This window comes from Mycolicibacterium tokaiense, assembly GCF_010725885.1.
Classification (GTDB): Bacteria; Actinomycetota; Actinomycetes; order Mycobacteriales; family Mycobacteriaceae; genus Mycobacterium; species Mycobacterium tokaiense.
In genome coordinates this window covers 2,507,428-2,532,086 of the sequence record NZ_AP022600.1, presented here as the reverse complement: position 1 = coordinate 2,532,086, position 24,659 = coordinate 2,507,428, and the positions used below count along the sequence as shown (strand labels likewise).

Genomic DNA, 24,659 nt, shown 5'->3' with positions numbered 1-24,659 from the left:
CATGGCCCTGGGCACGGCCTGTGCCACATCCACCGAGCCGCAGACGCCGGCCCCGACCTCCGCGGCGCCGACCACCGAACACGGGTCCTATGCCCAGTGTCTGGCCGAGCACGGCATCGAAGGGGCCTCCCCGCTCGGTCCCCCGCCCGGTGTCGATCCCGGCGCCTGGGACGAGGCCACCGCCGCTTGCGCCGACCACGCGCCCGGCCCGGCGTCCTGACCGGATCTCAGTCCCGCCCCACCCCGCCCAGCCGGGCCAGGAACTGGCGGGTGCGGGCCTGCTCCGGCGCATCCAGAACCTGCTCGGGCGGACCCGATTCCAGGATGCGGCCGCCGTCGAGGAAGCACACCACGTCGGCGACCCGGCGCGCGAACCCCATCTCGTGGGTGGCCATCACAATGGTGCGTCCCGAGGTGGCGAGCTCGGAGATCAGCTCCAACACCTCGGCCACCAGTTCGGGATCCAGCGCGCTGGTCACCTCGTCGAGCAACAGCACCCGCGGGTCGTAGGCCAGCGCCCGGGCGATGGCGACGCGCTGCTGTTGGCCGCCGGAGAGGCGATCGGGGTAGGCGTCGGCCCGGTCCCCGAGACCCACCCGGGTGAGCAGCTCGCGGCCCCGCTGCTCGGCCTCACCGCGGTTGCGCCCGTGCACCACCCGGGGTGCCAGCGTGATGTTGTCCAGCACGCTCATGTGCGGAAACAGGTTGAACGACTGGAACACCATCGCCATCGAGCGGCGCACCTCATCACCGTCCACCCGCGGGTCGCTGATGTCCCGGCCGTCGAGCAGGATCTGCCCGTCGTCGATCTCGTCGAGCAGATCGATGCACCGCAACAGGGTCGACTTCCCGGAGCCCGAGGCCCCGATCAACACCACCACCTGGTGTTCGGCGACGTCGAGGTCGATCCCGTTCAGCACGGTCCGCTCGCCATAACTCTTCGTCACGCCCCGCAGGCTCAGGACCGCGTCCCTCACAGCCCACCCTGCCGTGCCGCGGCCCGCCGGGTGGCCCAGTCCGCCAGCCGCGCCGACGGCACCGCCAGCGCGACGAACAGCAGGCCCGCCACCACGTAGGGCGTGAAGTTGTAGGACGTCGCCACCTGGATCTGTGCTGCCCGCACCGCGTCGACGGCCCCCAGTACGGAGATCAGACCGCAGTCCTTCTGCAACGCCACGAAATCGTTGAGCAGGGCCGGGGTGACGCGCCGGGCCGCCTGCGGCAGCACCACCAGGCGCATGGTGCGGCGGTAGTTCAGCCCCAGCGAGCGGGCCGCGGCGAGCTGGGACGGGTGCACCGAATCGATGCCTGCCCGGAACACCTCGGCCACCAGGGCGGAGTACACCAGCACCAGGGCCAGTCCGCCGAGCAGCACCGGGTTGTTGGGCACCCCTTCGAGGCGCAACCCGGGCAGCCCGAAGCCGATCAGATAGAGCACGATCAGCAGCGGCAGCCCCCGGAACAGATCGATGTAGCCGACGACGGCCGCCCGGACCGGCAGCCAGACCGGCCCCCGCAGCGTGCGCAAGGTGGCCAGCAGCAGACCGAGTGCGACGATGAGGATCTCGCAGACCACCAGCACGCGGACGTTGAGCCACAGCCCGTCCAGGACGGCAGGCAGGCTGTCCCACCCGATCCGCAGGTCGAAGAACGAGTCGCGAACCCGTGGCCACCCGGGCGAGGCCATCACGGTCAGCGCCACGACCGTCGCGAACACCAGCGTCGACGCCAGCGCCACCAGGGTTGAGCGCCGCGCGCGCGAGCGGTGGTACGCGCGGCGCTGCTGCGCCAGTGCGGTCACTTCAGCACAGGTGCATTACCGGCTTTGTCGAGCCATGTCTGCTGCAGTTCGGCGAGCGTCCCGTCCGAGCGGAGTTCGTCGACGGCCGCGGACACGCACGCCGTCAGCGGGCTGCCCTTGTCCAGCACGATGCCGAATTGCTCCGGGTTCTCGGTCGCCCCGGGGAGTTGCCCGAGGATGACGCCGCCGTCCAGTTCGGCCTGGACCGCGAAGGCGGTGGGCAGGTCGAGCACCACCGCGTCGATCTGACCGCTGGTCAGCGCGGCCTTGGCGTCTTCGTTGTTGTTGTAGACGCTGACCGGCTGGGTGGGGGCCAGTGCCTCGGCGGCGTTGTAGCTGGTGGTGCCCACCTGGGCGCCGAGCCGCAGTCCCTTGAGCGCCTCGAGATTCTCGGCCTGGGCCGCGGGCGAAGACGCGACAGTCACGACGGCCTGCGTGACGTCGTAGTAGGGCGAGGAGAAGTCGACGGCCTGCTTGCGCTCCTCGGTGATGCTGAACTCCGACAGGTTGGCGTCGAAGGTCTTCACACCGGGAGCAATGGCGGCGTTGAACGGCACACGCACCCAGGTCACCTCGTCGGTGCCGAACCCGAGCTTGTCGGCCACCGCATAGGCCACCGCCGACTCGAATCCCTCGCCGCTGGCCGGGTTGTCGTCGATGAACCAGGGCGGGTACGCGGGCTGGTCGGTGCCGAAGGTCAGGGTCCCGGCGGTCAGCGTCTGCAGCGAGTCCTTCGCGCAGCTGTCGCCGCCGCCGCTGGTCTGCGGTGTCGCCGCTTCGTCGGCCGGGGCGCAGCCGGCGAGGGCCAGGGTGGCCACGACCGCGGGCAGCCAGGTGTATCGCATCGCCGCATCATCGCCTACGCCGGTCCGGCGCGCCACCAATGCGCGTACAGCTGATTGATATTCGCGGGCTACCTGGCGCCCACACTGCGCTCCTAGGGTCGCCGACAGCGCATTCACACACGAAGGAGAAACACATGAAGCTCTCGGCCCGTCGCAGCGCTGCCGTCACACTCGCCGCCTGCGCGGTGGTCGGGTTCGGCGCGGCCTGCTCGGCAGAATCGGCGGCCAGCCCGCCCGACGACGCCTTAACCCAATGTCTGAGCGACAACGGAGTTCCCGCGCCGCCGCCGGGCGGTCCCGGCGGGCATGAGGGTCCCCCACCGGAGGGGCCACCCCCGAGTGGACCGCCGCCGGCCGAAGAATCACGCTCGGAAGGACCGCCACCTGCTCCGCCCGGTGTCGACCAGGGCACCTGGGATTCGGCGATGCAGTCTTGCCGGTCCCTCGCACCGACACCTCCCGCGCGATGATCTCGCGTTGATCTGCAGAAAAAAATGGGCGGCCCCCGAGCCATAGTTCCTGGTTGGACAAACCAAGGGCTCGGGGGCCGGGTGGCTGCTTGGAATTCGCCAGCGCTCGCAGGTGAATCCTCAGCCTGGTGCTGCTAGCTAGCAGCCACCTCACATGTCCATAAGTCACTCAAAATCTCGGACCACCTCCCTTCTTGTGTACCGACGAAGTTACCCTCGAATTCAAAGACCGACAACCGATTTAGCGGTCAGCGATCGCAGACGATCGCCGCGTCCACCAAACCGGCCACGTCGGCCGCCGGTGATGGCGCCGCCAGCTCCTGACCGTCGAGGGTGTGCACCCTGGCTGCCAGGGTGATGGCGGAGATCAACCACACCCCTTGGGCGGCGAACAGGTCCGCAGGCCGCAGGGCCCGGTAGTCGCAGTCGTACCCCTTGGCCCTGGCCACCTCGAAGAGCGCCTGCTGGGTGGTGCCCCGCAAGATCGGATACCACGGCGGCGGGGTCAGCAGGCAGATCTGTCCCTGCGCCCCATCCACGCTGTCGGTGGCGATCACGACGGTGGACCGCGGGCCTTCCAGGATGTGGCCGTCGGAGCTGACGAACACCACATCGTCGGCTCCCGCGCCGGCAGCGTGGCGCAGGGCAGCCATGTTCAGCGCATAGGACAGCGTTTTCGCCCCCGCCAACAGCCACGGCATCTCGTCGGCCGCCGAGGGCAGGCCGCGTTGCAGGCACAGCGCCGACACCCCGTCGCGGCGCGCCGCCGCGATGCGGGCAGGCAGCGGGTTCACGCTGACATAGGCCGTGGGTGCCGAACCGCTCTCGCGGCCCCGGCTGTAGACCAGCCGCAGGGCCGCTTCGTCGGAGCTGCCCGCTGCCCAGTGCCGGGCGGCGGTGTCGATCGCGGCCCGCCAGGCCGCCAGGTCGGGCTCGGGCAACTGCAGCGAGTGCGCCGAAGCGGCCAGCCTCCGCAGGTGGGACTCGACCAGGCACGCCCGGCCGTCGCGGACCAACAGGGTCTCGAAAACCCCGTCCCCGCGGACCGCTGCCAGGTCATCGGCATACAGCAGCGGGGCGTCGGGATCGCAGACCATTCCGTCGAGCGTCACCAACACAGCCATGGGGTCCAAGCCTAATCCGGCGGGGAGCCGGGAATAACCCGCATCGGCGGGCCGTAGTGTTGAGATGTGTCTGCGGTAACCGCCCCCGAAACCGGACCCGATGCCGGCGCCGTGTGGCACTTCGGCGACCCGTTTGGCGAGCAGCGCAGCGCTGCCACCGCCGCGGTGGTGGTGGACCGCTCGCACCGGGCGGTACTGACCCTCACCGGTCCTGAACGGCTGAGTTGGTTGCACAGCATCTCCAGCCAGCATGTCAGCGCCCAGTCGGACGGGAGCACCGTCGAGAACCTCAGCCTGGACGGCCAGGGCCGCGTCGAGGACCACTGGGTGCAGACGGATCTGGACGGCGTCACCTACCTCGACACCGAACCCTGGCGGGGCGAACCGCTGGTGGCCTTCCTGCGCAAGATGGTGTTCTGGGCCGATGTGGTGATCGAGCCCGCCGACCTGGCGGTACTGACAGTCCTCGGCCCGCAGCTGGGTGCGGATGCCCTCGGGCTCGACGCGTTGCCCGGACCCACCGCGGTGGCGCTGCCCGGCGGCGGACTGGCGCGGCGCACCGGCCCGGATGAGATCGATCTACTGGTACCGCGCGCCGCCCTGGATTCCTGGCTGGACCGGCTGCAGGCCGCGGGCGTACGCCGCGCCGGGATGTGGACGTACGAGGCGCGCCGGGTGGCTGCGCTGCGGCCCCGGCTCGGCGTCGATACCGACGAGCGGACCATCCCGCACGAGGTGCACTGGATCGGGGGCCCGGGCGACGGCGCGGTGCACCTCGACAAAGGCTGCTACCGCGGCCAGGAGACCGTGGCCAGGGTCCACAACCTGGGCAAACCGCCGCGGATGCTGGTGCTGCTGCACCTGGACGGTTCCGTCGACCGGCCGGCCACCGGCGATCCGGTGCTGGCCGGCGGACGCGCGGTGGGCCGGCTCGGCACCGTGGTGGACCACGTAGACCTCGGCCCGGTGGCGCTCGCGCTGGTCAAGCGCGGACTGCCGGCCGACACCGAGTTGACCACAGGTGGCGACGTGCAGGTGGCCGCCGTGATCGACGTCGATTCGCTGCCCCCCGCCGATGTCGCCGGGGCCGGCCGCGCAGCCATCGACCGGCTGCGAGGCAGGGCATCAACACCTCCGACACTCACCGTCGACGGGCCTGCCAGCGCAGCCGGTCGTGGCACGGTAAAGTGAACGCAGGACAATAAACACACAGATCGGAGCCGCTCACATTGTTGGGCCGCTCCGTTATTGCGCGAGGGGGTTCCCCCATGGGCCGCGGCCGGGCAAAGGCAAAGCAGACCAAGGTTGCTCGAGAGTTGAAATACAGCTCTCCGCAAACCGATTTTGAACGGCTCCGCAAGGAGCTGTCGGGCTCGGAGGCGGACGACAGCTCGGATGTCGACGACGGGCTCGTCGACGACCGTTGGAGCGATGAGGACGCGTGGCGTCGCTGAGTTCCGCTGAAGAGCAGGCCCCTCGGCAGGTGTGACACCCGCGCCTAGAAGCGCGGGTGCTGCCCACCCAGGGTGGCGCGAGGTCCGTCCTTCACACCCTTGCCGATGGTCCCCAGCGTCCAGCAGTGCAGATGGCGGGCGGTCAGGATGGCCAGTGCGCGGTCGGTGTCCTCCGGCGCCACCACGGCCACCATGCCGACGCCCATGTTGAACGTCTTCTCCATCTCGACGCGCTCGATCCGCCCGCGCTGGGCGATCATGCCGAAGATGGGAGCGGGCGTCCAGGTACCGCGGTCCAGTTCGGCGACCAGTCCGTGCGGAATCACGCGCTCGAGGTTGCCGACCAGGCCGCCGCCGGTGACGTGACAGAACGTCCGTACCTGGGTTTCGGCGGCCAGCGCCAGGCAGTCCTTGGCGTAGATGCGGGTGGGCTCCAGCAGCTCTTCACCGAGCGTGCGGCCGAACTCCTCGACGTGGCCTTCCAGGCTCATCCGGTCGATCTCGAGCAGCACCTTGCGCGCTAGTGAGTACCCGTTGGAATGCAGGCCGGAGGCGCCCATGGCAATCACCACGTCGCCCGGGCGCACCCGGTCCGGGCCCAGCACGTCGTCGGCCTCGACCACGCCCACGCCCGTCGCAGACAGGTCGTAGTGATCGGGCGCCATCAGCCCGGGATGCTCCGCGGTCTCCCCGCCCAGCAGCGCACAACCGGCCTGCACGCAACCTTCGGCGATTCCCGCGACGATCGACTGCACCTTCTCCGGGATCACCTGCCCGATCGCGATGTAGTCCTGCAGGAACAGTGGTTCGGCACCGCAGACCACGAGGTCGTCGACCACCATGGCCACCAGGTCGAGGCCCACGGTGTCGTGTTTGTCCATCGCCTGCGCGACGGCCAGCTTGGTACCCACCCCGTCGGTGGAGGCTGCCAGCAACGGCTCGCGGTAGTCGCCGCGGAGGGCGAACAGTCCGGCGAAGCCACCGAGTCCCCCGCGTACCTCGGGCCGGGTCGCCTTCTTCGCCCACGGCTTGAAGAGTTCGACGGCCCTGTCCCCGGCCTCGATATCGACTCCGGCCGATGCGTAAGAAATACCTTGTTCGTCAGCGCGATCGGTCATCGTGCCTCAATCTACCGGTCGCCGGTGTCAGCCGGTATCAGCCGGGTGCCTGTGCTGGTTTCGTCGACCGCTTTCGCGGCTACGCATCACCGTGGAATCAGCTCAGGTGCAATGTCTCGTGACAGGCTCGACCGGCTACATCGGCGGACGGTTGATCCCCGAACTGTTGGCCCGCGGCCACAAGGTGCGGGCCATGGCCCGCACCACCTCGAAACTCGACAACGTGCCCTGGCGCTCGGATGTCGAGGTGGCCCAGGGCGACCTCACCGACCCCGACTCGCTCACCCGCGCCTTCGATGCCGTCGACGTGGTGTTCTACCTGGCGCATTCGATGGGGACCTCCGAGGATTTCGTGGAGGAGGAGCGGCGCACGGCGATGAACGTGGTGGAGGCCGCGAAGGAGGCCGGGGTCCGGCGGGTGGTGTACCTGAGCGGCCTGCATCCCGCCGGCGCCGACCTGTCCCGTCACCTGCGCTCCCGCACCGCCGTCGGAGACATTCTGCTGGGCTCCGGCATCGAGACCATCGTGCTGCAGGCCGGTGTGGTGATCGGGTCGGGCTCGGCGTCGTTCGAGATGATCCGCCACCTCACCGAACTGCTGCCGGTGATGACCACCCCGAAGTGGGTGCACAACAAGATCCAGCCGATCGCGGTGCGCGACGTCCTGCACTACCTCGCCGAGTCGGCGACGGCCACGGTGCCGGAGTCGCGCACCTGGGACATCGGCGGACCCGACGTCCTCGAATACGGCGAGATGATGCAGGGTTACGCGGAGGCGGCCGGTCTGCACCGCCGCGGCATCATCGTGCTGCCCTTCCTGACGCCGACGATCGCCAGCTGGTGGGTGGGTCTGGTGACCCCGATCCCGCCCGGGCTGGCCCAGCCCCTGGTCGAGTCGCTGCACTGCGACGCGGTGGCCGACGAGCACGACATCGATGACGTCATCGCGCCGCCCGCGGGTGGGTTGCTGCCGTACCGGGAGGCCGCGCAGCGCGCCCTGGAGTTCAGCGAGCAGCGCGGCTTCCAGCCGTCCTGGTCGACGGACGGCCCGTCGGGCCCGCGGCCGAGCGATCCCGACTGGGCCGGGGACCTGGTGCTGCGGGACTCCGTGACAGGGACGACGGACCGCAGCCCGGACGCCGTGTGGCAGGACCTGACGCATCGCGGGCACCGGTGGCAGGCCATCTCTCAGCAGTCGGGTTCGTCCGCGCGGTTGCGCTACCGCGGCCGCGTGCCGGGCGTGATCTCCCTGAATGTTGAGGTCAGCGCACGCGAGGACGGCCGGACCGACTACGCGCAGACTGCGGAGTTCGCCCCCCGCGGCCTGCCGGGGCGGCTGTACGCGCTCAGCGTGTGGCAACTGCGCCGTCGGCGGTGGCAACGGGCGCAGCCGAGCTGACGTCAGGGCCGGCGCAGCGCCGAGGCGTTGTCGTTCTCGGGCTGCACCACGCCGGCGCGGGCCGCATTGGACAGCATGTGCTCGATGACGTTCTTACCGAGCGCCGTCTCGCTGGGCAGTTCGATCGGATAGTTGCCGTCGAAGCAGGCCGCGCACAGGCGTGACGCGGGCTGCTCGGTGGCGCCGATCATGCCGTCGATGGAGATGTAACCCAGGGTGTCTGCACCGATGGCGTGGCGCACCGCCTCGAGCATCTCGCCGCCGCCGTCATTGGCCGCGTTGGCGATCAGCTCGGCGGGTGAGGCGAAGTCGATGCCGTAAAAGCACGGCCACTTCACCGGCGGCGACGCGATCCGGACGTGCACCTCGACGGCGCCGGCCTCGCGGAGCATGCGGATCAGGGCACGCTGGGTGTTGCCGCGGACGATCGAATCGTCGACGACGATCAGGCGCTTGCCCCGGATCATGTCGCGCAGCGGGTTGAGCTTGAGCCGGATGCCCTGCTGGCGGATGGTCTGCGACGGCTGGATGAAGGTGCGGCCCACATAGGCGTTCTTCATCAGGCCTTGCCCGAACGGGATGCCGGACTCCTGGGCGTACCCGACGGCCGCCGGGGTACCGGATTCCGGCACTCCGATCACCAGGTCACCGTCGACGGGCTGTTCCCGGGCCAGGCGCCGGCCGATGTCGACGCGGGTGGAATGCACCGACCGGCCGCCGATGGTGCTGTCGGGCCGGGCCAGGTAGACGTACTCGAAGACGCAGCCCTTCGGGGTGGGGTTGGCGAAGCGGCTGGACCGCACACCGTCGGCGTCGATGGCCAACAGCTCACCGGGTTCGATGTCGCGGACGAAGGACGCGCCCACGATGTCGAGCGCGGCGGTCTCGGAGGCCACCACCCAACCGCGGTCCAACCGTCCGAGCGACAGCGGGCGCACACCGTGCGGGTCACGGGCGGCGTAGAGGGTGTTCTCGTCCATGAAGGTGAGACAGAAGGCGCCCCGCACCGTGGGCAGCAGTTCCAGAGCGGCCTGCTCCAGGCTGGAGTCGGCTGCGCCGTGGGCCAGCAGCGCTCCCAGGATGTCGGAGTCGGTGGTGGCGGCGGTCTCGCCGCGGTTGCTCATCAGACCTTCGTCGCGGGCGCGCGCAGCCAGCTCGGCGGTGTTGACCAGGTTGCCGTTGTGCCCCAGCGCCACTCCCGTGCCCGCCGCGGTGTTGCGGAACACCGGCTGGGCGTTCTCCCACGTGGTGGAACCGGTGGTGGAGTAGCGGCAGTGCCCGACGGCGACGTGACCGGGCATGGCGCCCAGGGTCTGCTCGTCGAAGACCTGGCTGACCAGCCCGAGGTCCTTGAACACCAGCACCTGCGAGCCGTCGGCGACCGCGATGCCCGCCGCCTCCTGCCCGCGATGCTGCAGTGCGTAGAGGCCGTAGTAGGTGAGCTTGGCTACGTCCTCGCCAGGGGCCCAGACTCCGAACACCCCGCATTCTTCAGCAGGGGCGTTCTCGAGTTCGATCGGTTCAGCGGTCACGTGGGGGCTGCTCCTGGGAAGCGTTCGGGTGACGCGCCTCAGTCTACGGTCTGATGCGGACGTATTCATACCAGTGACAAGGCGGTTTGCGTGTCGTGTAACGCCACGCCGTCGTCCCCCATTCCGCGGTGACCAGCGCCCCGCAGCGAAACAACCGGCGCAGCGCCGGTTCCGGTGATCTCTGTCACGCCGCGCTCAGCGGCACCACCGGCAACCACGCGGCGATCTCGCGGGCACGCGATCCCGACATCTGCAGACTGCCACGGGCCACCGCGTCGTCCAGGGTCACCAGACCGGTGGCCAACAGCAACCAGGTGCGCGGATCGGTTTCCACCACGTTGGGTGGGGTGCCGCGGGTGTGGCGCAGTCCCTCGATGCACTGCACTGCGACAAAGGGCGGCACCCGCACCTCCACGGAGGCGCCGGGTGCCGATGCGGCCAGGCTGCGCGCGGTCAGTCGCACCGCCTCCGCCAGCGCCGCGCGCGGCGGCTGGGGCAGCGCGGCGTCTCGAAGCCAGGCCTCGGCGGCCAGGACTGCGGTGCGGGTCTTCGCCGGGTCGGCGGCGTTGCGGGCGGGCATGTCCCCAGTATTGACCTCAACCCTTGTTGAGTACCTACCGTGGCGCCATGACCTTCAAACCGCACGAAATCGCCTATCTGGAATCGGCGGACCTGGGCCGGTTGGCCACCCGGCAACCGGACGGCACCCTGCAGAACAGCCCCGTGGGGTTCACCTACAACCCAGACCTCGGCACCATCGACATCCACGGCTACCGAATGGAGCGCAGCCAGAAGTTCCGCAATCTGACGACCAACGGCGTGGTCGCGTTCGTGGTCGACGACATCGCGTCCCGCGATCCGTGGCGGGTGCGCTGTCTGGAGATCCGCGGCACCGCCCAGCAAGCCGAGGCCGGGGATGCGGCGATCATCAGGATCACGCCGCGCCGCATCATCAGCTTCGGCATCGACGACACCGACACCGACGCCCATCTGCTGAAGGTCGACAGCCGGGACGTGCCCACCACCGCGGACTAGCGGCGCTGCACCACCAGCGCGGCGATCGCACCCGCCTCGTTGACGGCCAGGTGCACCAGGGCGGGCGCCAACAGACTGCCACTGCGCTCGGCCAGGGTGGCGAACACCCAGCCCGCCAGGCCGGTGATCAGCACAGTACCGGCCACCGGCTCGCCCGCCGCGCGCGCATCCGCGATGTGACTCAGACCGAAGGCCATGGCCTGCAACACTTTTCCCCAGCGGGGGCCGAAACCTCGTGCCGCATAGGTCGCCAACGCCCCGCGGTAGGCCGCCTCTTCGGACCAGACGGTGCCCACGGGGATGTCGACGGCCAGCCACCGCCATGTCGGACGGGGCAACTCCCGCTGCCGCATGCCTTCTCGCACCGCAGGCAGGGCAGTCGAGGCTGCCACGCCGAGGGCCACCACCGCCGCCGCGACCGCTCCGTGGGCCGCACCCCGGCCGGGTTGCGCGCGCACACCCGCCCGCCGCGCCAGCGCGCTGGCCAGACCGGCCTGCACCCCCCGGCGCCCCGGGATCGCCAGCCCGGCGGTGAAGCTCCAGCCCACCAGCGCGGCCGCCACCGTCAGCGCTGTCCGCCTGTCACGATTCATCGTCGGCCGCGGATTCGTCCAGCGCGGCCCTGACCCGCTGGGTGTCCGCCGGCGTCCACCCCGGCGGCGGAGCCACCGCCACCCAGCCGTCGAGGACGGATTCGCCGTAGTTGTGGCCGTGCCCACCCGGCACCGAGGCCGCGTTGGTCATGTCGGCCCCCACCTGCCAGAAGGTCACGATCGGATACCACCGCATGGATTTCGTCCGATCGCGGCCCGCCGGTTCCTGCAGCCAATCCGGTTCGGAGAACAGCAGTTCCGGGGACCACCAGACGATCGGATCGGAAGGGTGCTGCAGGAACAACACTCGCGTGCCGTCCCACGGCGCCGCGGTGTCGGCCACGATGTCGGCGGGATCGTTGGCCGGAGAGAACCGGACGGTGCGCCCGCCGTCGTAGCGGGGATGCACCTCGGGCGTGCCCGGGTCCCGGCGCACCACCAGCGCATCCCACAGCGGGCTGGCGTTCGGCGGCCCCACCCAGAGCACCGCATCGAATCCCATCCGGTTGATGTCCGGCAGGAAGTCGAATGCCGCCTGCCCGGCCATCGATCCCAGACTCTCGCCGTAGAGCACCAGTTGTGGGCGCTGCTCCTGCGGCAGCCGCACCCACCGCTCGTGCACGGCGTCGATCAGCATGCGACCCGAGTCCATCGACGTCTCGCGGTCCCCCAGGAACGAGATCCAGCTGGGCAGATACGAATACTGCAGCGCCACCATGGCGGTGTCGCCGTTGTACATCAGCTCCAGCGCGCGGGCCGCCACCGGGTTCACCCAGCCGGTGCCGGTGGTGGGGACGATCACCAGCAGCTCGCGCTCGAAGGCCCCGGTGCGCTCGAGTTCCGAAAGCAGCACGGCCATGCGCTGTTCGGCGGTCTCGGCGGTCTGCAGGCCGGCGTACACCCGCACCGGCTCCTGCGCGGGCCGGCCGTTGATCTGCTCCAGCTCGGCGGCGTCGGGCCCGCCCGCCACGAAGTTCCGGCCCTGGAAGCCCAGGGTGTCCCAGGCGGCGAAAGACTGCGGGCTCCCTGATCTTTCGGAGGCCAGCGGCTGCTCGACACCGGGGCGGGTGGTGTAGTCCTGCGGCTGGAACAGCCAGTTGGCGCCGACCAGGAACCCCCGCAGCAGCACGCCGTTGACCAAGGTGATCACCACCACCGCCACCACCGCGGTGCCGATGAACAGCGCCACCTCGTCGTTGACCCGCCAGCGCCGGATCAGGAAGCGGGCCATCACCTTCACCGCGTCCAGCAGGATGCGTGCCACCCCCACCAGGGCGCCGCCGACCACCACGGCCAGCAGCACCGTCCGGTAGTAGCCCGCGGTGGCCGGACCCTGGATACCCATCAGCGCCGAGACCTGACGCTGCCACGCCGCGGCGGGCACCACGATGACCAGACAGGCAACCACCGAGGCCACCACGGTGGTCGTCTTCAGCACCCACAGCACCCGTTTCGACGGTGGCCACCACGTCTTGCGACGAAGCACCAAGCGCCGGAACAGTTTCCCGACGGCCACCCCCAGCCCGTAGCCGATGGCGGCGTTGATGCCACCGATCAGCCCGGCGAACAGCCAGTCCCGCGGCAGCAGCGACGGTGTGAGCGACAGGCAGAAGAAGAGTGTGCCCACCGCTGCGCCCACAAAATCCAGCCGCACCAGCCCCCAGGCCCACTCGAGCAGGGGGTGGCGCTGCGTGGTCATCGCAATGACGTCACGCGAACAGAGCCGGCAGCACACCTTCCCAGGTGCTGCGCAGTTCGGTCAGCGGAATGCTGAACTGGCCCTGGACCTCGACGCTGTCGGACCCCTGGTCCACCACGCCGATCCGCACGGCCGGCAGGCCGCGGGCCTCGCACATCGAGACGAAGCGGCTCTCCTCGGTGCGGGGCACGGCCACCAGCACGCGGCCGCTGGACTCGGAGAACAGCTGCACAAACGCATCCGAGCCCTCGGGCAGCAGGATCCGGCACCCGGTTTCCCCGGCCAGCGCACCCTCGACGACAGCCTGCATCAGACCGCCTTCGGACAGATCGTGGGCCGCGGAGACCAGTCCGTCACGCGAGGCCGCGGCCAGCACCTCGGCCAGCAGCTTCTCGCGGGCCAGGTCCACCTTCGGCGGCACGCCACCGAGATGGCCCGCAGTGACCTGCGCCCAGATGGATCCGTCGAACTCGTCGCGGGTGTCACCCAGCAGGATCAGCGTCTCGCCGGGTTCGGTACCGAAGCCGGTCGGGATCCGCCGGGCCACGTCGTCGATCACGCCCAGCACACCCACCACCGGGGTGGGCAGGATGGCCGTCGAACCGGTCTGGTTGTAGAAGCTGACGTTGCCCCCGGTCACCGGAATGCCCAGGGCCGCACAGCCGTCGGCGAGCCCGCGTACCGCCTGGGAGAACTGCCACATCACACCCGGGTCCTCGGGCGAGCCGAAGTTCAGGCAGTTCGTCACGGCGACGGGCGCGGCACCGGTGACAGCGACATTGCGGTAGGCCTCGGCCAGCGCCAGCTGCGCACCGGTGTAGGGGTCCAGCTGGGTGTAGCGCCCCGAGGCGTCGGTGGACAGCGCGATGCCGCGGCCGGTCTGCTCGTCGATGCGCAGCACCCCGCCGTCGGCGTGCTCGGCCAGCACGGTGTTGCCGCGCACGTAGCGGTCGTACTGCTCGGTGATGAACGCGCGGCTGCACAGGTGGGGACTGCCGAGCATGGCCAGGACGGTGGCCCGCAACTCGTCAGCGGTCTGCGGGCGCGGCAGCGCCGCGGTGGTGTCGGCAATCAAGGCGTCCTGGTTGTCGGGGCGTTGCACCGGCCGCGAGTAGACGGGGCCCTCGTGAGCCACCGTGCGCGGCGGCACGTCGACGACGGTCTCGCCGTGCCAGGTGATGTGCAGGCGGTCACCGTCGGTGACCTCGCCGATGACCGACGCCAGCACTTCCCACTTGCGGCAGATGGCCATGAAGGCGTCGACGTTCTCCGGGGCCACCACCGCGCACATCCGCTCCTGGGACTCGCTGGAGAGGATCTCGGCGGGGGTCATCACCTTTGCCCGCAGCGGCACCTGGTCCAACTCGATGGCCATGCCACCGTCGCCGGCGGCAGCGAGTTCCGAAGTCGCACAGGACAATCCGGCGCCGCCAAGATCCTGGATGCCGATCACCACGCCGGCGGCGTACAGCTCGAGACAGCACTCGATGAGCACCTTCTCCATGAACGGGTCGCCCACCTGCACACTGGGCAGCTTCTTGCGGCCGGCACCCGACTCGTCGCCGCCGAAGGTGTCCGACGCCAGCACCGACACCCCGCCGATGCCGTCGAGGCCGGTCCGCGCGCCGAACAGGATGATCTTGTTGCCCTTGCCCGAGGCGAAGGCCAGGTGCAGGTCCTCTTTGCGCAGCACACCCACACACAGCGCGTTCACCAGGGGGTTGCCCGCGTAGGACTCGTCGAAGACGGTCTCGCCGCCGATGTTGGGCAGGCCCAGCGAGTTGCCGTAGCCGCCGACCCCGCGGACCACCCCGTCGAGCACCCGGCGGGTGTCGGGGGCGTCGGCGGCGCCGAAGCGCAGCTGGTCCATGACCGCGACCGGCCGGGCACCCATCGCCATGATGTCGCGGACGATGCCGCCGACGCCGGTGGCCGCGCCCTGGTAGGGCTCGACGTAGGACGGGTGGTTGTGCGATTCCACCTTGAAGGTGACGGCCCAGCCGTCGCCGATGTCGACGACGCCGGCGTTCTCGCCGATGCCCGCCAGCATGCCGGCGCGCATCTCGTCGGTGGTGGTCTCACCGAAGTAGCGCAGATGCACCTTCGAGGACTTGTAGGAGCAGTGCTCGCTCCACATCACCGAGTACATGGCCAGTTCGGCATCGGTGGGACGGCGACCGAGGATCTCGCGGATCCGCTCGTACTCGTCGTCTTTGAGGCCCAACTCGCGGAAGGGCTGCGGTTGCTCGGGGGTGGCGGCTGCCCGCTCCACCGTGTCCAGGTCTTGGGTGAGCTCAGACGTCACCGGAACAGTTTATTCGCTCCGCGCGCGGGCGAATGCCCGCGCCGCCGCGGGGGCCCCGATTCCGTGCACCACAACGCTCCCCAGCACCACCACCACCAGGATCAACAGGATGGTGTTCTCCTCGCTGCCGTCGATGACGTTGAACGCCAGCAGCCCGAACACGATCGACGACGCGCCCCGCGGCCCCAGCCAGCCCAGCAGCAATCGCTCTGACCAGGGGAAACCAGATTTCAGCATCGCGATCTCCACCGGGAGCATCCGAACCACCGTCAGAGCGAGGAGGCAGAACACCACGATGCCCACGGTCAGGTCGGCGCGCCAGTATGCGATCAACGCCACACCGCCGAGGACGAACCACATGGCCGAGGTGAGCAGGAAGCCGATGTCGTCGAGCAGTTCCAGCTGCTCCTCGGGGTCGGCCGCGTGCCGGAAGACGTGGTACCCGATGCCGCAGAGGAAAGCGGCCACGAAGCCGTTGGCGTCCACCACCAGGCTCAGCGTGTACGCCAGCGCCGGTGCGGCCACCACGAGCACCCGGCCCGACTGGCGGGTGGTCAGCCCCGCCCGGTCGGCGGCGTTGGCGGCCACGGCGAGGCCCCCGCCCACACACAGCCCGACCACGATGGCCAGCACCGCCTCCGGTACCGCGGCGCGCAGCTGTTCGGCGAAGGTGTCCGCGCCGTCCTGGTGGTCGGCCATCGCCAGGGCGAACACGAAGATCGGCGAGACGATGCCGTCGTTGTACCCGGCTTCGACGTTGAGCAGCTTGCGGACCCGGCCCGGTAACTGCCCGTCGCGGATGGCCGACGGCGCCGGCGCGAAGTCGATGGGCACCACGATGCAGGCGATGATCAGCACGATCGGCCACGACAGCCCCGGAAGCAGCCAGAGCCCCAGCGCCACAGCCATTCCCAGACTCAACGGCAAGGCCAGGAACAGCAGCCGGGTGGCCGAGCGCGGGTAGGCCCCCAACAGACCGGAGCGGATGGCGTTGGCGTCGACGAACAGCAGCACCGCCAGGATGATCTGCGCCGCGTGCTCGGCGGTCTCCGAGTTCAGCGTGTCCGCCAAGGTGCCGTGGGTGGTGTATTCCACCACCGCGCCCACGACCACCAGCAGCAGCGGGGTGGACACCCGCAGGGCCTCGAGCCGCCGGGCGGTGAGCGCCCACGCTGCCAGCACCATCGAGATGGCGACGATCGACAGCAGCACGCAGCGAATCTAGCCGGTGACGCTCTCAGTCACCGGACGCCGCGGCCACGCAGAACGCGTTGCCGTCGGGATCGCGGAGCACCGCCCAGGTGAACTCCGGCCCGAAGTCGTGGCGCCCGGCTTCCACGGCCCCGAGGGAGACCAGGCGCTGCACCTCCTGTTCCAGATCCGGGGCGGCGAAATCCAGGTGCACCCGGTTCTTCCCTGGCGTGGGGTCCGCGACGCGCTGGAACCCCAACCGCGGGCCCGACTCCTGCACCACCATCACGAACTCTCCCGGCGCCACCGCGTTGACCGGAGCCTCGAGGACCCGGGACCACCACTGCGCCAGGGCGTCGGGGTCCAGACAGTCGAACGTGATCATCTCCACAGCCAATGTCGTCATGGCTGCGAGGCTAGGTCAGCCCGGTGACAGAAAAGCCCGCAACGCCGCGGCGTAACTCACCACGTCGTCGGCGCCCATCAGCTCCCGTGCCGAGTGCATGGCCAGCTGCGGGGCGCCCACATCGACGGTGGGGATACCGGTGCGCGCGGCCGTCATGGGCCCGATGGTCGACCCGCAGGGCAGATCCGCGCGGTGCTCGTAGCGCTGCAACGGCACCCCGGCCTGGCGGCAGGCCAGCTCGAACGCCGCGGCGGTGCGCCCGTCCGTGGCATACCGCAGGTTGGGCTGCACCTTGAGCACCGGTCCACCGTTCACCTGGATCTGGTGGCCGGGCTCGTGGCGCTCCGGGTAGTTCGGATGGGTGGCGTGGGCCATGTCCCCGGACGCCACCAGGGAGCCGGTCAGCACCCGCAGGAAGTCCTCCCGCTGACCGCCCCCGGCCAGCACGATGCGCTCCAGTGTGGTGATGAGCAGATCGGACTGCGCGCCGTGATCGGAGGTCGAGCCCACCTCCTCATGGTCGAACAGGGCGAGCACCGGGATGTGAGCGCCCGACTCGGCGGCCAGGAACGCCTCCAGCCCGGCATAGCAGGTGCCCTGGTTGTCCAGCCGGGGCGCGCTGACGAACTCGTTGTGGCTGCCCCAGACCACCGAGGGGGTCAGGTCGTGGGTCATCAGGTCGAACGCGAGCACGTCGGCGGGGTCGATGCCGCATTCGTGCGCGACGTGGGCGACGAAGTCGCCGGGTCCGCCGGTGGCCCACACCGCGTTGACGTGCCGCTGCGGGTCCGGACTGACGCCCTTGCGGTCCTCGGACAGGTGGATCGCCAGCTGCGGCACCCGCAGCAGCGGGGTGTCGATGCGCACCAGATGATGCGTGATACCCGCGCCGCTGGCCACCGACAACCGTCCGCTGATGCCCAGATCGCGGTCCAGCCAGGAATTCAGCCACGCCCCGCCGTAGGGCTGCAGGGCCACCACCGTCCATCCCGCGACCGCCCGGTCCGGGTGTTGCTTGACCCGGAGATTGGGGCTGTCGGTATGCCCGCCGACCACCCGGAAGGGTCGACCGGTCTCCCCGCTGCTGTCCCACGCCACCAGCGATCCGGCGCGCAGCACGAAGTACCGGCCGCTGCCGGGCCACAGGTCGGATTCGGACAACTCGGTGTAGCCGGCGTCGCGTAATCGCGCGGCCACCGTCTCGCACACGTGGTACGGCGACGGCGACGCGTCGATGAACTCACACAGGCTCTGGGGGCTAGCAGGCATCTTCACCATCTTTGTCGCTCCGAACGCAGTTGTTGCCGTTAGGGTCACATCGTGCCTGACGGACTGCCCCAACCGATCCTGGCGCCGTTGACTCCCGCGGCCATCTTCATCGTGGCCACCATCGCCGACGGCGGCGAGGAGACGGTGCACGACGCCCTCGCGGATCTGTCCTCTCTGGTGCGTGCGGTCGGTTTCCGTGACCCGTCGAAGCGCCTGTCGATGGTCACCTCGATCGGCTCGGACGCCTGGGACCGGTTGTTCAGCGGCCCCCGCCCGGCGCAGCTGCACCCGTTCGTCGAGATCACCGGCCCGCGCCACCACGCCCCGTCCACACCGGGTGATCTGCTGTTCCACATCCGGGCCGAAACACTGGACTTCTGCTTCGAACTCGCCCGTCATGTGATCGGGTCCATGGCCGGAGCGGTGACGGTGGTCGACGAGGTGCACGGCTTCCGGTTCTTCGACAACCGGGACCTGATGGGCTTCGTCGACGGCACCGAGAATCCGGACGGTCCGGTCGCGGTCAGCGCCACCGCCGTCGGCGAGGAAGACCCCGATTTCGCGGGTGGCTGTTATGTACACGTGCAGAAGTACCTGCACGATATGGATGCCTGGAACGCGTTGAGCGTCACCGAACAGGAGCGGGTGATCGGTCGCACCAAGCTGGAGGACATCGAACTCGACGATGCCACCAAACCCGCGAATTCCCATCTGGCGCTGAATGTCATCGAAGACGCCGATGGCAACGAACTCAAGATCGTGCGGCACAACATGCCGTTCGGTGAGATCGGCAAGGGCGAGTTCGGCACCTTCTACATCGGGTACTCGCGCACCCCGGCGGTCACCGAACGCATGTTGGACAACATGTTTCTCGGTGACCCGCCCGGCAACACCGACCGGATCCTGGATTTCTCCACCGCGCTCACCGGCACCCTGTTCTTCTCCCCGCCGGCCGATTTCCTGGACGATCCACCCCCGCTCCCCGCCTCGCGTGACATCGTCGAAACACCGACCTCTGACGGCTCTTTGGCCATCGGCAGCCTGAAAGGACACCGTTGATGAACAACCTCTACCGCGAGCTGGCGCCCGTCACCGCGGCAGCGTGGGCGGAGATCGAACTGGAGGCCACCCGAACGTTCAAGCGCCACATCGCCGGTCGCCGGGTGGTGGATGTCAGCGAGCCCGGCGGGCCGGTGACCGCGGCGGTGAGCACCGGACATCTGCTGGACGCGCCGTCGCCCAGCGACGGGGTGATCGCCCACCTGCGGGAGAGCCGTCCACTGGTGCGGCTGCGGGTGCCGTTCACGGTGAACCGCAGTGACATCGACGATGTCGAGCGCGGTTCGCAGGACTCCGACTGGGACCCCGTGAAAGAGGCCGCCCGCAAGCTGGCATTCGCCGAAGACCGCGCCATCTTCGAAGGATACGAGGCGGCGGGGATCGACGGTATCCGCCGGTGCAGCTCCAATGCTGCGCTCGCACTGCCCGAAGACCCGCGGGAGATCCCCGACAAGATCGCCCAGGCCCTGTCGGAACTGCGCCTCGCCGGCGTCGACGGCCCCTACTCGGTGCTGCTGTCGGCGGGGGTGTACACCCAAGTGTCGGAGACCACTGCGCACGGCTATCCGATCCTCGAGCACATCAACCGCATGATCGACGGGGAGATCATCTGGGCGCCCGCCATCGACGGGGCATTCGTGTTGTCCACGCGCGGTGGGGATTTTGATCTCCAGCTCGGTACCGATGTGTCGATCGGCTACCTGTCCCACGACGCGGAGACCGTGCAGCTGTACCTCGACGAGACGCTGACATTCCTGTGCTACACCGCCGAAGCGTCGGTGGCGCTGGGCTAGCCCCGCCGGGCTCAGGCGGTGAGGACCGCGTCCAGGGCAGAGAAGAAGATGCCGAGGCCGTCGTCCGACGGCCCGGTGAGCGCCTCGGTGGCATGTTCGGGATGCGGCATCAGGCCGACGACGCGGCCGTTGGCGGAGCTGATCCCGGCGATGTCGCGCTGCGAACCGTTGGGGTTCTCGGCGTAGCGGAACACCACCCGGCCTTCGCCCTCGAGTTCGTCGAGAACGGCGTCGGGCGCCACGTAGCGGCCCTCTCCCGATTTCAGCGGCACCAGGATCTCGGCGCCGGCCTCATAGCGCGACGACCAGGCCGTCCGGTTGTTGTCCACCCGCAGCCAGATGTCGCGGCAGACGAAGTGCAGCCCGGCGTTGCGGGTCAGCGCCCCCGGCAGCAGGCCGGATTCGCACAGCACCTGGAAGCCGTTGCAGATGCCGAGCACCGGCATTCCGCCCTCGGCGGCCTTGACCACCTCACCCATCACGGGTGCGAACCGGGCGATGGCTCCGCAGCGCAGGTAGTCGCCGTAGGAGAACCCGCCGGGCACGATCACGGCGTCGACGCCCTTGAGGTCGGCGTCGGCATGCCACAGATTGACCGCCTCTGCGCCGGCCAGCCGGGCCGCCCGGGCGGCGTCGATGTCGTCGAGAGTGCCCGGGAAGGTGATGACGCCGACGCGGGCGCTCACGACGGTTCCCGGGTGACGGTGAAGTCCTCGATCACGGTGTTCGCCAGCAGCGACTCGGCGATCTCGGCGAGCGCGTCGTCACTGACGCTGTCGTCGACCTCGAGCTCGAAGCGCTTGCCCTGCCGCACATCTGAGATCCCACCGTGTCCGAGCCGGCCGAGGGCGCCGACGATGGCCTGGCCCTGCGGGTCGAGAATCACGGCCTTGGGCATCACATGGACTACTACCCGGGCCACGGGGGCTCCTCACTGGTTCGGGGGTGCTACGGCGCCCAATTCTATCCACACGACGACAGGTAGGCCTCGCACAGTGGCGCGGTGATCGCGTCGAGCACGCGTACGTCGGGGATCGGCGCCCATGCCGGGGCAGGCGGCGCACCGGGTGCAGCGCTGCGCCAGAACACCAGCTCGACGATCGAACTGCTCTGCGGATGGGCCACCAGGTACTGGTGCACGATCTGCGGACCGGTGATCACCGCGGCCATCCGCACGTCCTCGTCGGTGGTGATGGACGGGGAGACCCCTGGCACGGCGCACGCCCGCAGCGCCGCCTTGGCGAAGGTGAACACCGACATGGCCAGATCGCCGCCGAGCCAGGTCTCGCCGCGCCAGTGCAGCACCTGGGCGCGCATCTGCCACTGCCCGGGCGGCGCCGGGACCTCGGCCCTGGCGGCCACCACAAACCCGCGGGGGTCGTCGGCCGGCAACGGCGTGACGCAGATCTCCTCGGAGAAGAACCTCGGCTGGCGCACCGGTACCGCGAGCCCGGCGAGCGCCGGCCACCGGGCCACCGTGGCCAGCGGCAGGGTCTGCGGCGCCGGCCAGGCAGCGGCGGGGATAACGTCGCACGCAGGCGGGCAGGTCTGCGGTGCGGGCTCGGCGCGCACCGGCGGAGCCGCCGTCAGCAGCCATCCCACCAGGACACCGGTCAGGATCAGTCGGACCACGTCCCCCTCCTCACCCCCTTGACCTCCCCCGGGGAGCACAATCGTAGGCATGGAACTGACGCATTTCGGGCATTCGTGCCTTCTGGCGAGCTTTCCGGATACCACCATTCTCTTCGACCCGGGAACGTTCTCGCACGGCTTCGAAGGCATGACCGGCCTGACCGCCATCCTGATCACCCATCAGCACCCCGATCACGCCGACCCCGAGCGACTTCCAGCCCTCGTCGAGGCCAACCCGCAGGCCGCGCTGTATGCCGACCCGCAGACCGCGGCGCAGCTGGGCGGCGCGTGGCAGGCCGTCAACGTCGGTGACGAGTTCGGTGTCGGCACCGTCACCGTGCGCGGCGTCGGCGGCAGGCACGCCGTCATCCACCCCGAAATCCCTGTCATCGACAACATTTCGTACCTGATCGGTGACGGCGAGCACCGGGCGCGGCTGATGCACCCCGGCGACGCGCTGTTCGTGCCCGACGAGCCGGTGGATGTGCTGGCCACCCCGGCCGCCGCGCCGTGGTGCAAGATCTCCGAGTCTGTGGACTATCTCCGCGCGGTGGCGCCCACCCACGCCGTGCCGATCCACCACAGCATCATCGCCCCCGAGGCCCGCGGCATCTATTTCGGCAGGCTGTCGGAGATGACCGACACCGACTTCCGCGTGCTGGAGGAAGAGACCGAGACCGCCTTGTGAGCAGGGTGAGGTTCACCGGCCACATCGGCGGGTTCGGCACCCTGGCCGGCATCCGGTTGGTGGTCGGGATGTGGGAGCAGTCGCCGTTCGGCCGCTTCTCCGATGTCATGGTGCAGACGTCGGACGGCGTGCGCACGCTGCTGGCCCCGACCACGCAGGTCGCCGAGTTCATCTCCGCCACTTACTCTTTCGATGAGGTAGTGCTCGGTCCGGTGCAGACGGCCAGGACGGTGGACCGGGTGGTCATCGACAACGCCCGCCTGCAGGCGGAATTCTCGGTGGGCGCGCCGGCACCGCTGGACCGGCTGCTGCGGCTGGTGCCGGGGTTCCTGGCGACGGCCCCGTGGTGGCTGCGCGCCATCGACCCCGTGGCCAGTCGGCTGGTCCCCGGCGTGCACACCGCCGGAACCGCAGGCAACGGCCGCCGCGAGTTCTACGGCGTGCGACGCGCCCGGCTCATCACCTCGGTGTCCGGACGCTTCGAGACGACGCCCCTGCGCGGGTTGGCCGAGCTGTCGCCGCCGGTCGAGTTCGGCTTCTCCTCGGCTCCCCCACTGCCGCAACTGGTGTCGGTCACCACCACCATCGACCTGTGACCGTCGATCAGGCGATGTCGCGGGCCGCGCCCCGGCCCGCGGCCCGGCCGGAGAAGATACAACCCCCCAGGAAGGTGCCCTCCAGCGCGCGGTAGCCGTGCACACCCCCGCCGCCGAAGCCGGCCACCTCGCCGACGGCGTACAGGCCGGGGATGGCCGCTCCGCCGACCCCGAGCACCCGGGCGTCCAGATCGGTTTCCAGGCCGCCCAACGTCTTTCGGGTGAGGATGTGCAGTTTGACGGCGATCAGCGGACCGGCCTTGGGATCGGTGAGCCGGTGCGGGGCCACCACCCGGGTGATGCGGTCGGCCAGGTAGGACCGGGCTCCCCGGATCGCGGTGATCTGACCGTCCTTGCTGAACCGGTTGGTGACCTCGCGGTCGCGGGCGGTCACCTCGGCCTCCACGGTGGCGAAGTCGAGGGGCTCGACGTCGGGCAGGGCGTTCATCTTGGTGACCAGCTCCCGCAGGGTCGAGGCGCTCACGAAATCGACACCGCGGTCGACGAAGGCCTGCACCGGCGCGGGCGCCCCGGGGCGGACGCGCTGCAGCACCATCCGGACGTCGCGCCCGGTCAGGTCGGGGTTCTGCTCCTGGCCTGAGAGGGTGAATTCCTTCTCGATGATGCGCTGGTTGAGGATGAACCAGGTGTAGTCGTGCCCGGATGCCACGATGTGCTCCAGCGTGCCCAGGGTGTCGAATCCGGGGTAGAGCGGTCCCGGCAGTCTGGTTCCGGTGGCGTCCAGCCACAGCGACGACGGGCCGGGCAGGATCCGGATGCCGTGGTGCGGCCAGATCGGGTCGTAGTTGGTGATGCCCTCGGTGTAGTGCCACATCCGGTCCCGGTTGATGACGCGGCCCCCCGCCGATTCGGTGATACCGATCATGCGACCGTCGACGTGGGCCGGGACTCCGGCGAGCAGCTGATCGGGCACCCGGCCCATGCGGGCGGGCCAGTTCTTGCGGATCAGGTCCAGGTTGTGGCCGATGCCGCCGCTGGCGACGATCACCGCCGAGGCGCGGAACTCGAACTCGCCGACACCAACTCGCGAGGACGCCACCCCGCGCGCGACTGACGAGGGTTCCAGGACGGTGCCCCGGACGCCGGTGACGGCGCCGCCGTCGACCAGCAGCTCGTCGACCTGGTGGCGGTAGGCGAACCGCACGCGGGGATTGCCCAACAGCCGGCGGGCGAAGACCTCCACCAGGCCGGGTCCGGTGCCCCAGGTGAGGTGGAAGCGCGGGACCGAATTGCCGTGTCCGAGCGCGTTGTAGCCGCCCCGCTCGGCCCACCCGACCAGCGGGAAGAGCTGGTGTCCGCGCTCGCGCAGCCAGCTGCGCTTCTCCCCGGCGGCGAAGTCGACGTAGGCGTGGGCCCACTGCCGCGGCCAGTAGTCCTCGTCGCGGTCGAACCCGGCAGTGCCCAGCCAGTCCTGCAGCGCCAGCTCGTGGCTGTCCTTGATGCCGAGGCGGCGCTGCTCCGGGCTGTCGACGAGGAACAGCCCGCCGAAGGACCAGAAGGCCTGCCCGCCCAGGTTGGCCTCGTTCTCCTGGTCCACCAGCAGCACACTGCGGCCGCGTTCGGCCAGCTCACAGGCGGCCACCAACCCGGCGATGCCCGCTCCGACCACGATGACGTCAGCGTCCATG

General features: G+C 69.8%; 26 protein-coding genes. 9 read left to right on the top strand and 17 right to left on the bottom strand.

The features are described 5' to 3' along the window. The first annotated feature begins 1 nt into the window (after position 1). Positions 2-220 carry a hypothetical protein gene (locus G6N58_RS12190; protein WP_115281554.1) on the top strand — a complete coding sequence of 73 codons (219 nt, stop codon included), beginning with the start codon at positions 2-4 and terminating at the stop codon, positions 218-220. A 7-nt stretch (positions 221-227) separates the two neighbouring features. Here the strand turns inward: G6N58_RS12190 and G6N58_RS12185 are convergent, their stop codons facing one another. The 4 genes from G6N58_RS12185 to G6N58_RS12170 all read right to left on the bottom strand — a co-directional run bounded on the left by G6N58_RS12185 (position 228) and on the right by G6N58_RS12170 (position 4,234). After that, on the bottom strand, positions 228-977 hold the full coding sequence (locus G6N58_RS12185) for an amino acid ABC transporter ATP-binding protein (RefSeq protein ID WP_115278521.1): 750 nt from the start codon (positions 975-977) through the stop codon (positions 228-230). Continuing rightward, on the bottom strand, positions 974-1,801 hold the full coding sequence (locus tag G6N58_RS12180) for an amino acid ABC transporter permease (RefSeq protein WP_068914945.1): 828 nt from the start codon (positions 1,799-1,801) through the stop codon (positions 974-976). Before G6N58_RS12180 ends, G6N58_RS12185 begins: the two co-directional genes overlap by 4 nt. Further along, a complete protein-coding gene (locus G6N58_RS12175; protein ID WP_115278522.1) occupies positions 1,798-2,646 on the bottom strand; it encodes an ABC transporter substrate-binding protein in 849 nt (282 codons plus the stop codon). Before G6N58_RS12175 ends, G6N58_RS12180 begins: the two co-directional genes overlap by 4 nt. 718 nt (positions 2,647-3,364) lie before the next feature. Then, positions 3,365-4,234: an aminodeoxychorismate lyase gene (locus G6N58_RS12170; protein ID WP_232068100.1), complete on the bottom strand. Its 870-nt coding sequence runs from the start codon at positions 4,232-4,234 to the stop codon at positions 3,365-3,367. Between the two features lie 72 nt (positions 4,235-4,306). On the opposite strand from G6N58_RS12170, the gene ygfZ reads away from it, so the two are divergent. After that, positions 4,307-5,431 carry a CAF17-like 4Fe-4S cluster assembly/insertion protein YgfZ gene (gene ygfZ, locus G6N58_RS12165; RefSeq protein ID WP_115278524.1) on the top strand — a complete coding sequence of 375 codons (1,125 nt, stop codon included), beginning with the start codon at positions 4,307-4,309 and terminating at the stop codon, positions 5,429-5,431. Positions 5,432-5,508: 77 nt separating this feature from the next. Beyond that, complete coding sequence (locus G6N58_RS12160; protein WP_068914942.1) at positions 5,509-5,694, top strand: DUF3073 domain-containing protein; 186 nt, start codon at positions 5,509-5,511, stop codon at positions 5,692-5,694. Positions 5,695-5,738: 44 nt separating this feature from the next. Here the strand turns inward: G6N58_RS12160 and purM are convergent, their stop codons facing one another. Next, entirely contained in the window at positions 5,739-6,812 is a 1,074-nt protein-coding gene (gene purM / locus G6N58_RS12155) for a phosphoribosylformylglycinamidine cyclo-ligase (protein WP_068914941.1), read from the bottom strand. A gap of 91 nt (positions 6,813-6,903) precedes the next feature. Between purM and G6N58_RS12150 the strand changes: the two genes are divergently transcribed. Continuing rightward, positions 6,904-8,211 (top strand): NAD(P)H-binding protein, encoded by a 1,308-nt coding sequence (locus tag G6N58_RS12150; protein ID WP_115278525.1) that lies wholly within the window; start codon positions 6,904-6,906, stop codon positions 8,209-8,211. Between the two features lie 2 nt (positions 8,212-8,213). Here G6N58_RS12150 and purF read toward each other — a convergent pair whose 3' ends face one another. Both purF and G6N58_RS12140 read right to left on the bottom strand, forming a co-directional pair. Further along, complete coding sequence (gene purF, locus G6N58_RS12145) at positions 8,214-9,743, bottom strand: amidophosphoribosyltransferase (protein ID WP_068914939.1); 1,530 nt, start codon at positions 9,741-9,743, stop codon at positions 8,214-8,216. 184 nt (positions 9,744-9,927) lie between these two features. After that, a complete protein-coding gene (locus G6N58_RS12140; RefSeq protein WP_115278526.1) occupies positions 9,928-10,323 on the bottom strand; it encodes a sterol carrier family protein in 396 nt (131 codons plus the stop codon). A gap of 47 nt (positions 10,324-10,370) precedes the next feature. Between G6N58_RS12140 and G6N58_RS12135 the strand changes: the two genes are divergently transcribed. Beyond that, positions 10,371-10,778: a PPOX class F420-dependent oxidoreductase gene (locus G6N58_RS12135; protein ID WP_115278527.1), complete on the top strand. Its 408-nt coding sequence runs from the start codon at positions 10,371-10,373 to the stop codon at positions 10,776-10,778. Here G6N58_RS12135 and G6N58_RS12130 read toward each other — a convergent pair. From G6N58_RS12130 to G6N58_RS12105, 6 genes are read right to left on the bottom strand one after another with little or no spacing between them, the layout of a single operon-like run. After that, positions 10,775-11,371: an Rv0804 family intramembrane glutamic endopeptidase gene (locus G6N58_RS12130; protein WP_115278528.1), complete on the bottom strand. Its 597-nt coding sequence runs from the start codon at positions 11,369-11,371 to the stop codon at positions 10,775-10,777. The genes G6N58_RS12135 and G6N58_RS12130 overlap by 4 nt on opposite strands. Continuing rightward, positions 11,361-13,070 carry an alpha/beta hydrolase gene (locus G6N58_RS12125; protein WP_115278529.1) on the bottom strand — a complete coding sequence of 570 codons (1,710 nt, stop codon included), beginning with the start codon at positions 13,068-13,070 and terminating at the stop codon, positions 11,361-11,363. The genes G6N58_RS12130 and G6N58_RS12125 overlap by 11 nt, the downstream gene beginning before the upstream one ends. 10 nt (positions 13,071-13,080) lie before the next feature. Then, positions 13,081-15,375: a phosphoribosylformylglycinamidine synthase subunit PurL gene (gene purL / locus G6N58_RS12120; RefSeq protein ID WP_115278530.1), complete on the bottom strand. Its 2,295-nt coding sequence runs from the start codon at positions 15,373-15,375 to the stop codon at positions 13,081-13,083. Positions 15,376-15,384: 9 nt separating this feature from the next. Further along, a complete protein-coding gene (locus G6N58_RS12115; RefSeq protein WP_115278531.1) occupies positions 15,385-16,587 on the bottom strand; it encodes a cation:proton antiporter domain-containing protein in 1,203 nt (400 codons plus the stop codon). Positions 16,588-16,612: 25 nt separating this feature from the next. Continuing rightward, positions 16,613-16,972 carry a VOC family protein gene (locus G6N58_RS12110; protein WP_068914932.1) on the bottom strand — a complete coding sequence of 120 codons (360 nt, stop codon included), beginning with the start codon at positions 16,970-16,972 and terminating at the stop codon, positions 16,613-16,615. A gap of 15 nt (positions 16,973-16,987) precedes the next feature. Further along, a complete protein-coding gene (locus G6N58_RS12105) occupies positions 16,988-18,241 on the bottom strand; it encodes a M18 family aminopeptidase (protein WP_115281556.1) in 1,254 nt (417 codons plus the stop codon). A gap of 51 nt (positions 18,242-18,292) precedes the next feature. Here G6N58_RS12105 and G6N58_RS12100 point away from each other — a divergent pair, with 51 nt between their 5' ends. Both G6N58_RS12100 and G6N58_RS12095 read left to right on the top strand, forming a co-directional pair. Further along, positions 18,293-19,300 (top strand): Dyp-type peroxidase, encoded by a 1,008-nt coding sequence (locus G6N58_RS12100; RefSeq protein ID WP_115278532.1) that lies wholly within the window; start codon positions 18,293-18,295, stop codon positions 19,298-19,300. Continuing rightward, complete coding sequence (locus G6N58_RS12095) at positions 19,300-20,094, top strand: family 1 encapsulin nanocompartment shell protein (protein WP_115278533.1); 795 nt, start codon at positions 19,300-19,302, stop codon at positions 20,092-20,094. Before G6N58_RS12100 ends, G6N58_RS12095 begins: the two co-directional genes overlap by 1 nt. 11 nt (positions 20,095-20,105) lie before the next feature. Here the strand turns inward: G6N58_RS12095 and purQ are convergent, their stop codons facing one another. Genes purQ through G6N58_RS12080 form a run of 3 tightly spaced genes read right to left on the bottom strand, consistent with a single transcriptional unit; the run spans position 20,106 to position 21,726 of the window. Next, positions 20,106-20,780, bottom strand: a complete 675-nt coding sequence (gene purQ, locus G6N58_RS12090) for a phosphoribosylformylglycinamidine synthase subunit PurQ (protein WP_068914929.1) — start codon at positions 20,778-20,780, stop codon at positions 20,106-20,108. Then, positions 20,777-21,016 carry a phosphoribosylformylglycinamidine synthase subunit PurS gene (gene purS / locus G6N58_RS12085; protein WP_068914928.1) on the bottom strand — a complete coding sequence of 80 codons (240 nt, stop codon included), beginning with the start codon at positions 21,014-21,016 and terminating at the stop codon, positions 20,777-20,779. Before purS ends, purQ begins: the two co-directional genes overlap by 4 nt. Positions 21,017-21,057: 41 nt before the next feature. Continuing rightward, a complete protein-coding gene (locus tag G6N58_RS12080) occupies positions 21,058-21,726 on the bottom strand; it encodes an ATPase (protein ID WP_232067831.1) in 669 nt (222 codons plus the stop codon). 49 nt (positions 21,727-21,775) lie between these two features. Between G6N58_RS12080 and G6N58_RS12075 the strand changes: the two genes are divergently transcribed. Next, a complete protein-coding gene (locus tag G6N58_RS12075) occupies positions 21,776-22,414 on the top strand; it encodes an MBL fold metallo-hydrolase (RefSeq protein ID WP_115278535.1) in 639 nt (212 codons plus the stop codon). Then, the gene (locus G6N58_RS12070; RefSeq protein WP_170314339.1) at positions 22,411-23,010 is read left to right on the top strand and encodes a hypothetical protein; all 600 of its coding nucleotides are present in this window, start codon (positions 22,411-22,413) and stop codon (positions 23,008-23,010) included. The genes G6N58_RS12075 and G6N58_RS12070 overlap by 4 nt, the downstream gene beginning before the upstream one ends. 7 nt (positions 23,011-23,017) lie before the next feature. Here the strand turns inward: G6N58_RS12070 and G6N58_RS12065 are convergent, their stop codons facing one another. Next, the gene (locus G6N58_RS12065) at positions 23,018-24,658 is read right to left on the bottom strand and encodes an FAD-binding dehydrogenase (RefSeq protein ID WP_115278536.1); all 1,641 of its coding nucleotides are present in this window, start codon (positions 24,656-24,658) and stop codon (positions 23,018-23,020) included. Position 24,659: the final 1 nt, after the last annotated feature.

Excerpts from the sequence above, each read along its gene's own strand:
- G6N58_RS12135 (WP_115278527.1), top strand. The coding sequence starts at position 10,371 with ATGACCTTCAAACCGCACGAAATCGCCTATCTGGAATCGGCGGACCTG.
- G6N58_RS12160 (WP_068914942.1), top strand. The coding sequence starts at position 5,509 with ATGGGCCGCGGCCGGGCAAAGGCAAAGCAGACCAAGGTTGCTCGAGAG.
- G6N58_RS12095 (WP_115278533.1), top strand. The coding sequence starts at position 19,300 with ATGAACAACCTCTACCGCGAGCTGGCGCCCGTCACCGCGGCAGCGTGG.
- purM (WP_068914941.1), bottom strand. The coding sequence starts at position 6,812 with ATGACCGATCGCGCTGACGAACAAGGTATTTCTTACGCATCGGCCGGA.
- G6N58_RS12075 (WP_115278535.1), top strand. The coding sequence starts at position 21,776 with ATGGAACTGACGCATTTCGGGCATTCGTGCCTTCTGGCGAGCTTTCCG.
- G6N58_RS12105 (WP_115281556.1), bottom strand. The coding sequence starts at position 18,241 with ATGCCTGCTAGCCCCCAGAGCCTGTGTGAGTTCATCGACGCGTCGCCG.
- G6N58_RS12175 (WP_115278522.1), bottom strand. The coding sequence starts at position 2,646 with ATGCGATACACCTGGCTGCCCGCGGTCGTGGCCACCCTGGCCCTCGCC.
- G6N58_RS12190 (WP_115281554.1), top strand. The coding sequence starts at position 2 with ATGGCCCTGGGCACGGCCTGTGCCACATCCACCGAGCCGCAGACGCCG.
- G6N58_RS12140 (WP_115278526.1), bottom strand. The coding sequence starts at position 10,323 with ATGCCCGCCCGCAACGCCGCCGACCCGGCGAAGACCCGCACCGCAGTC.
- G6N58_RS12125 (WP_115278529.1), bottom strand. The coding sequence starts at position 13,070 with ATGACCACGCAGCGCCACCCCCTGCTCGAGTGGGCCTGGGGGCTGGTG.
- G6N58_RS12065 (WP_115278536.1), bottom strand. The coding sequence starts at position 24,658 with ATGGACGCTGACGTCATCGTGGTCGGAGCGGGCATCGCCGGGTTGGTG.
- G6N58_RS12110 (WP_068914932.1), bottom strand. The coding sequence starts at position 16,972 with ATGACGACATTGGCTGTGGAGATGATCACGTTCGACTGTCTGGACCCC.
- G6N58_RS12130 (WP_115278528.1), bottom strand. The coding sequence starts at position 11,371 with ATGAATCGTGACAGGCGGACAGCGCTGACGGTGGCGGCCGCGCTGGTG.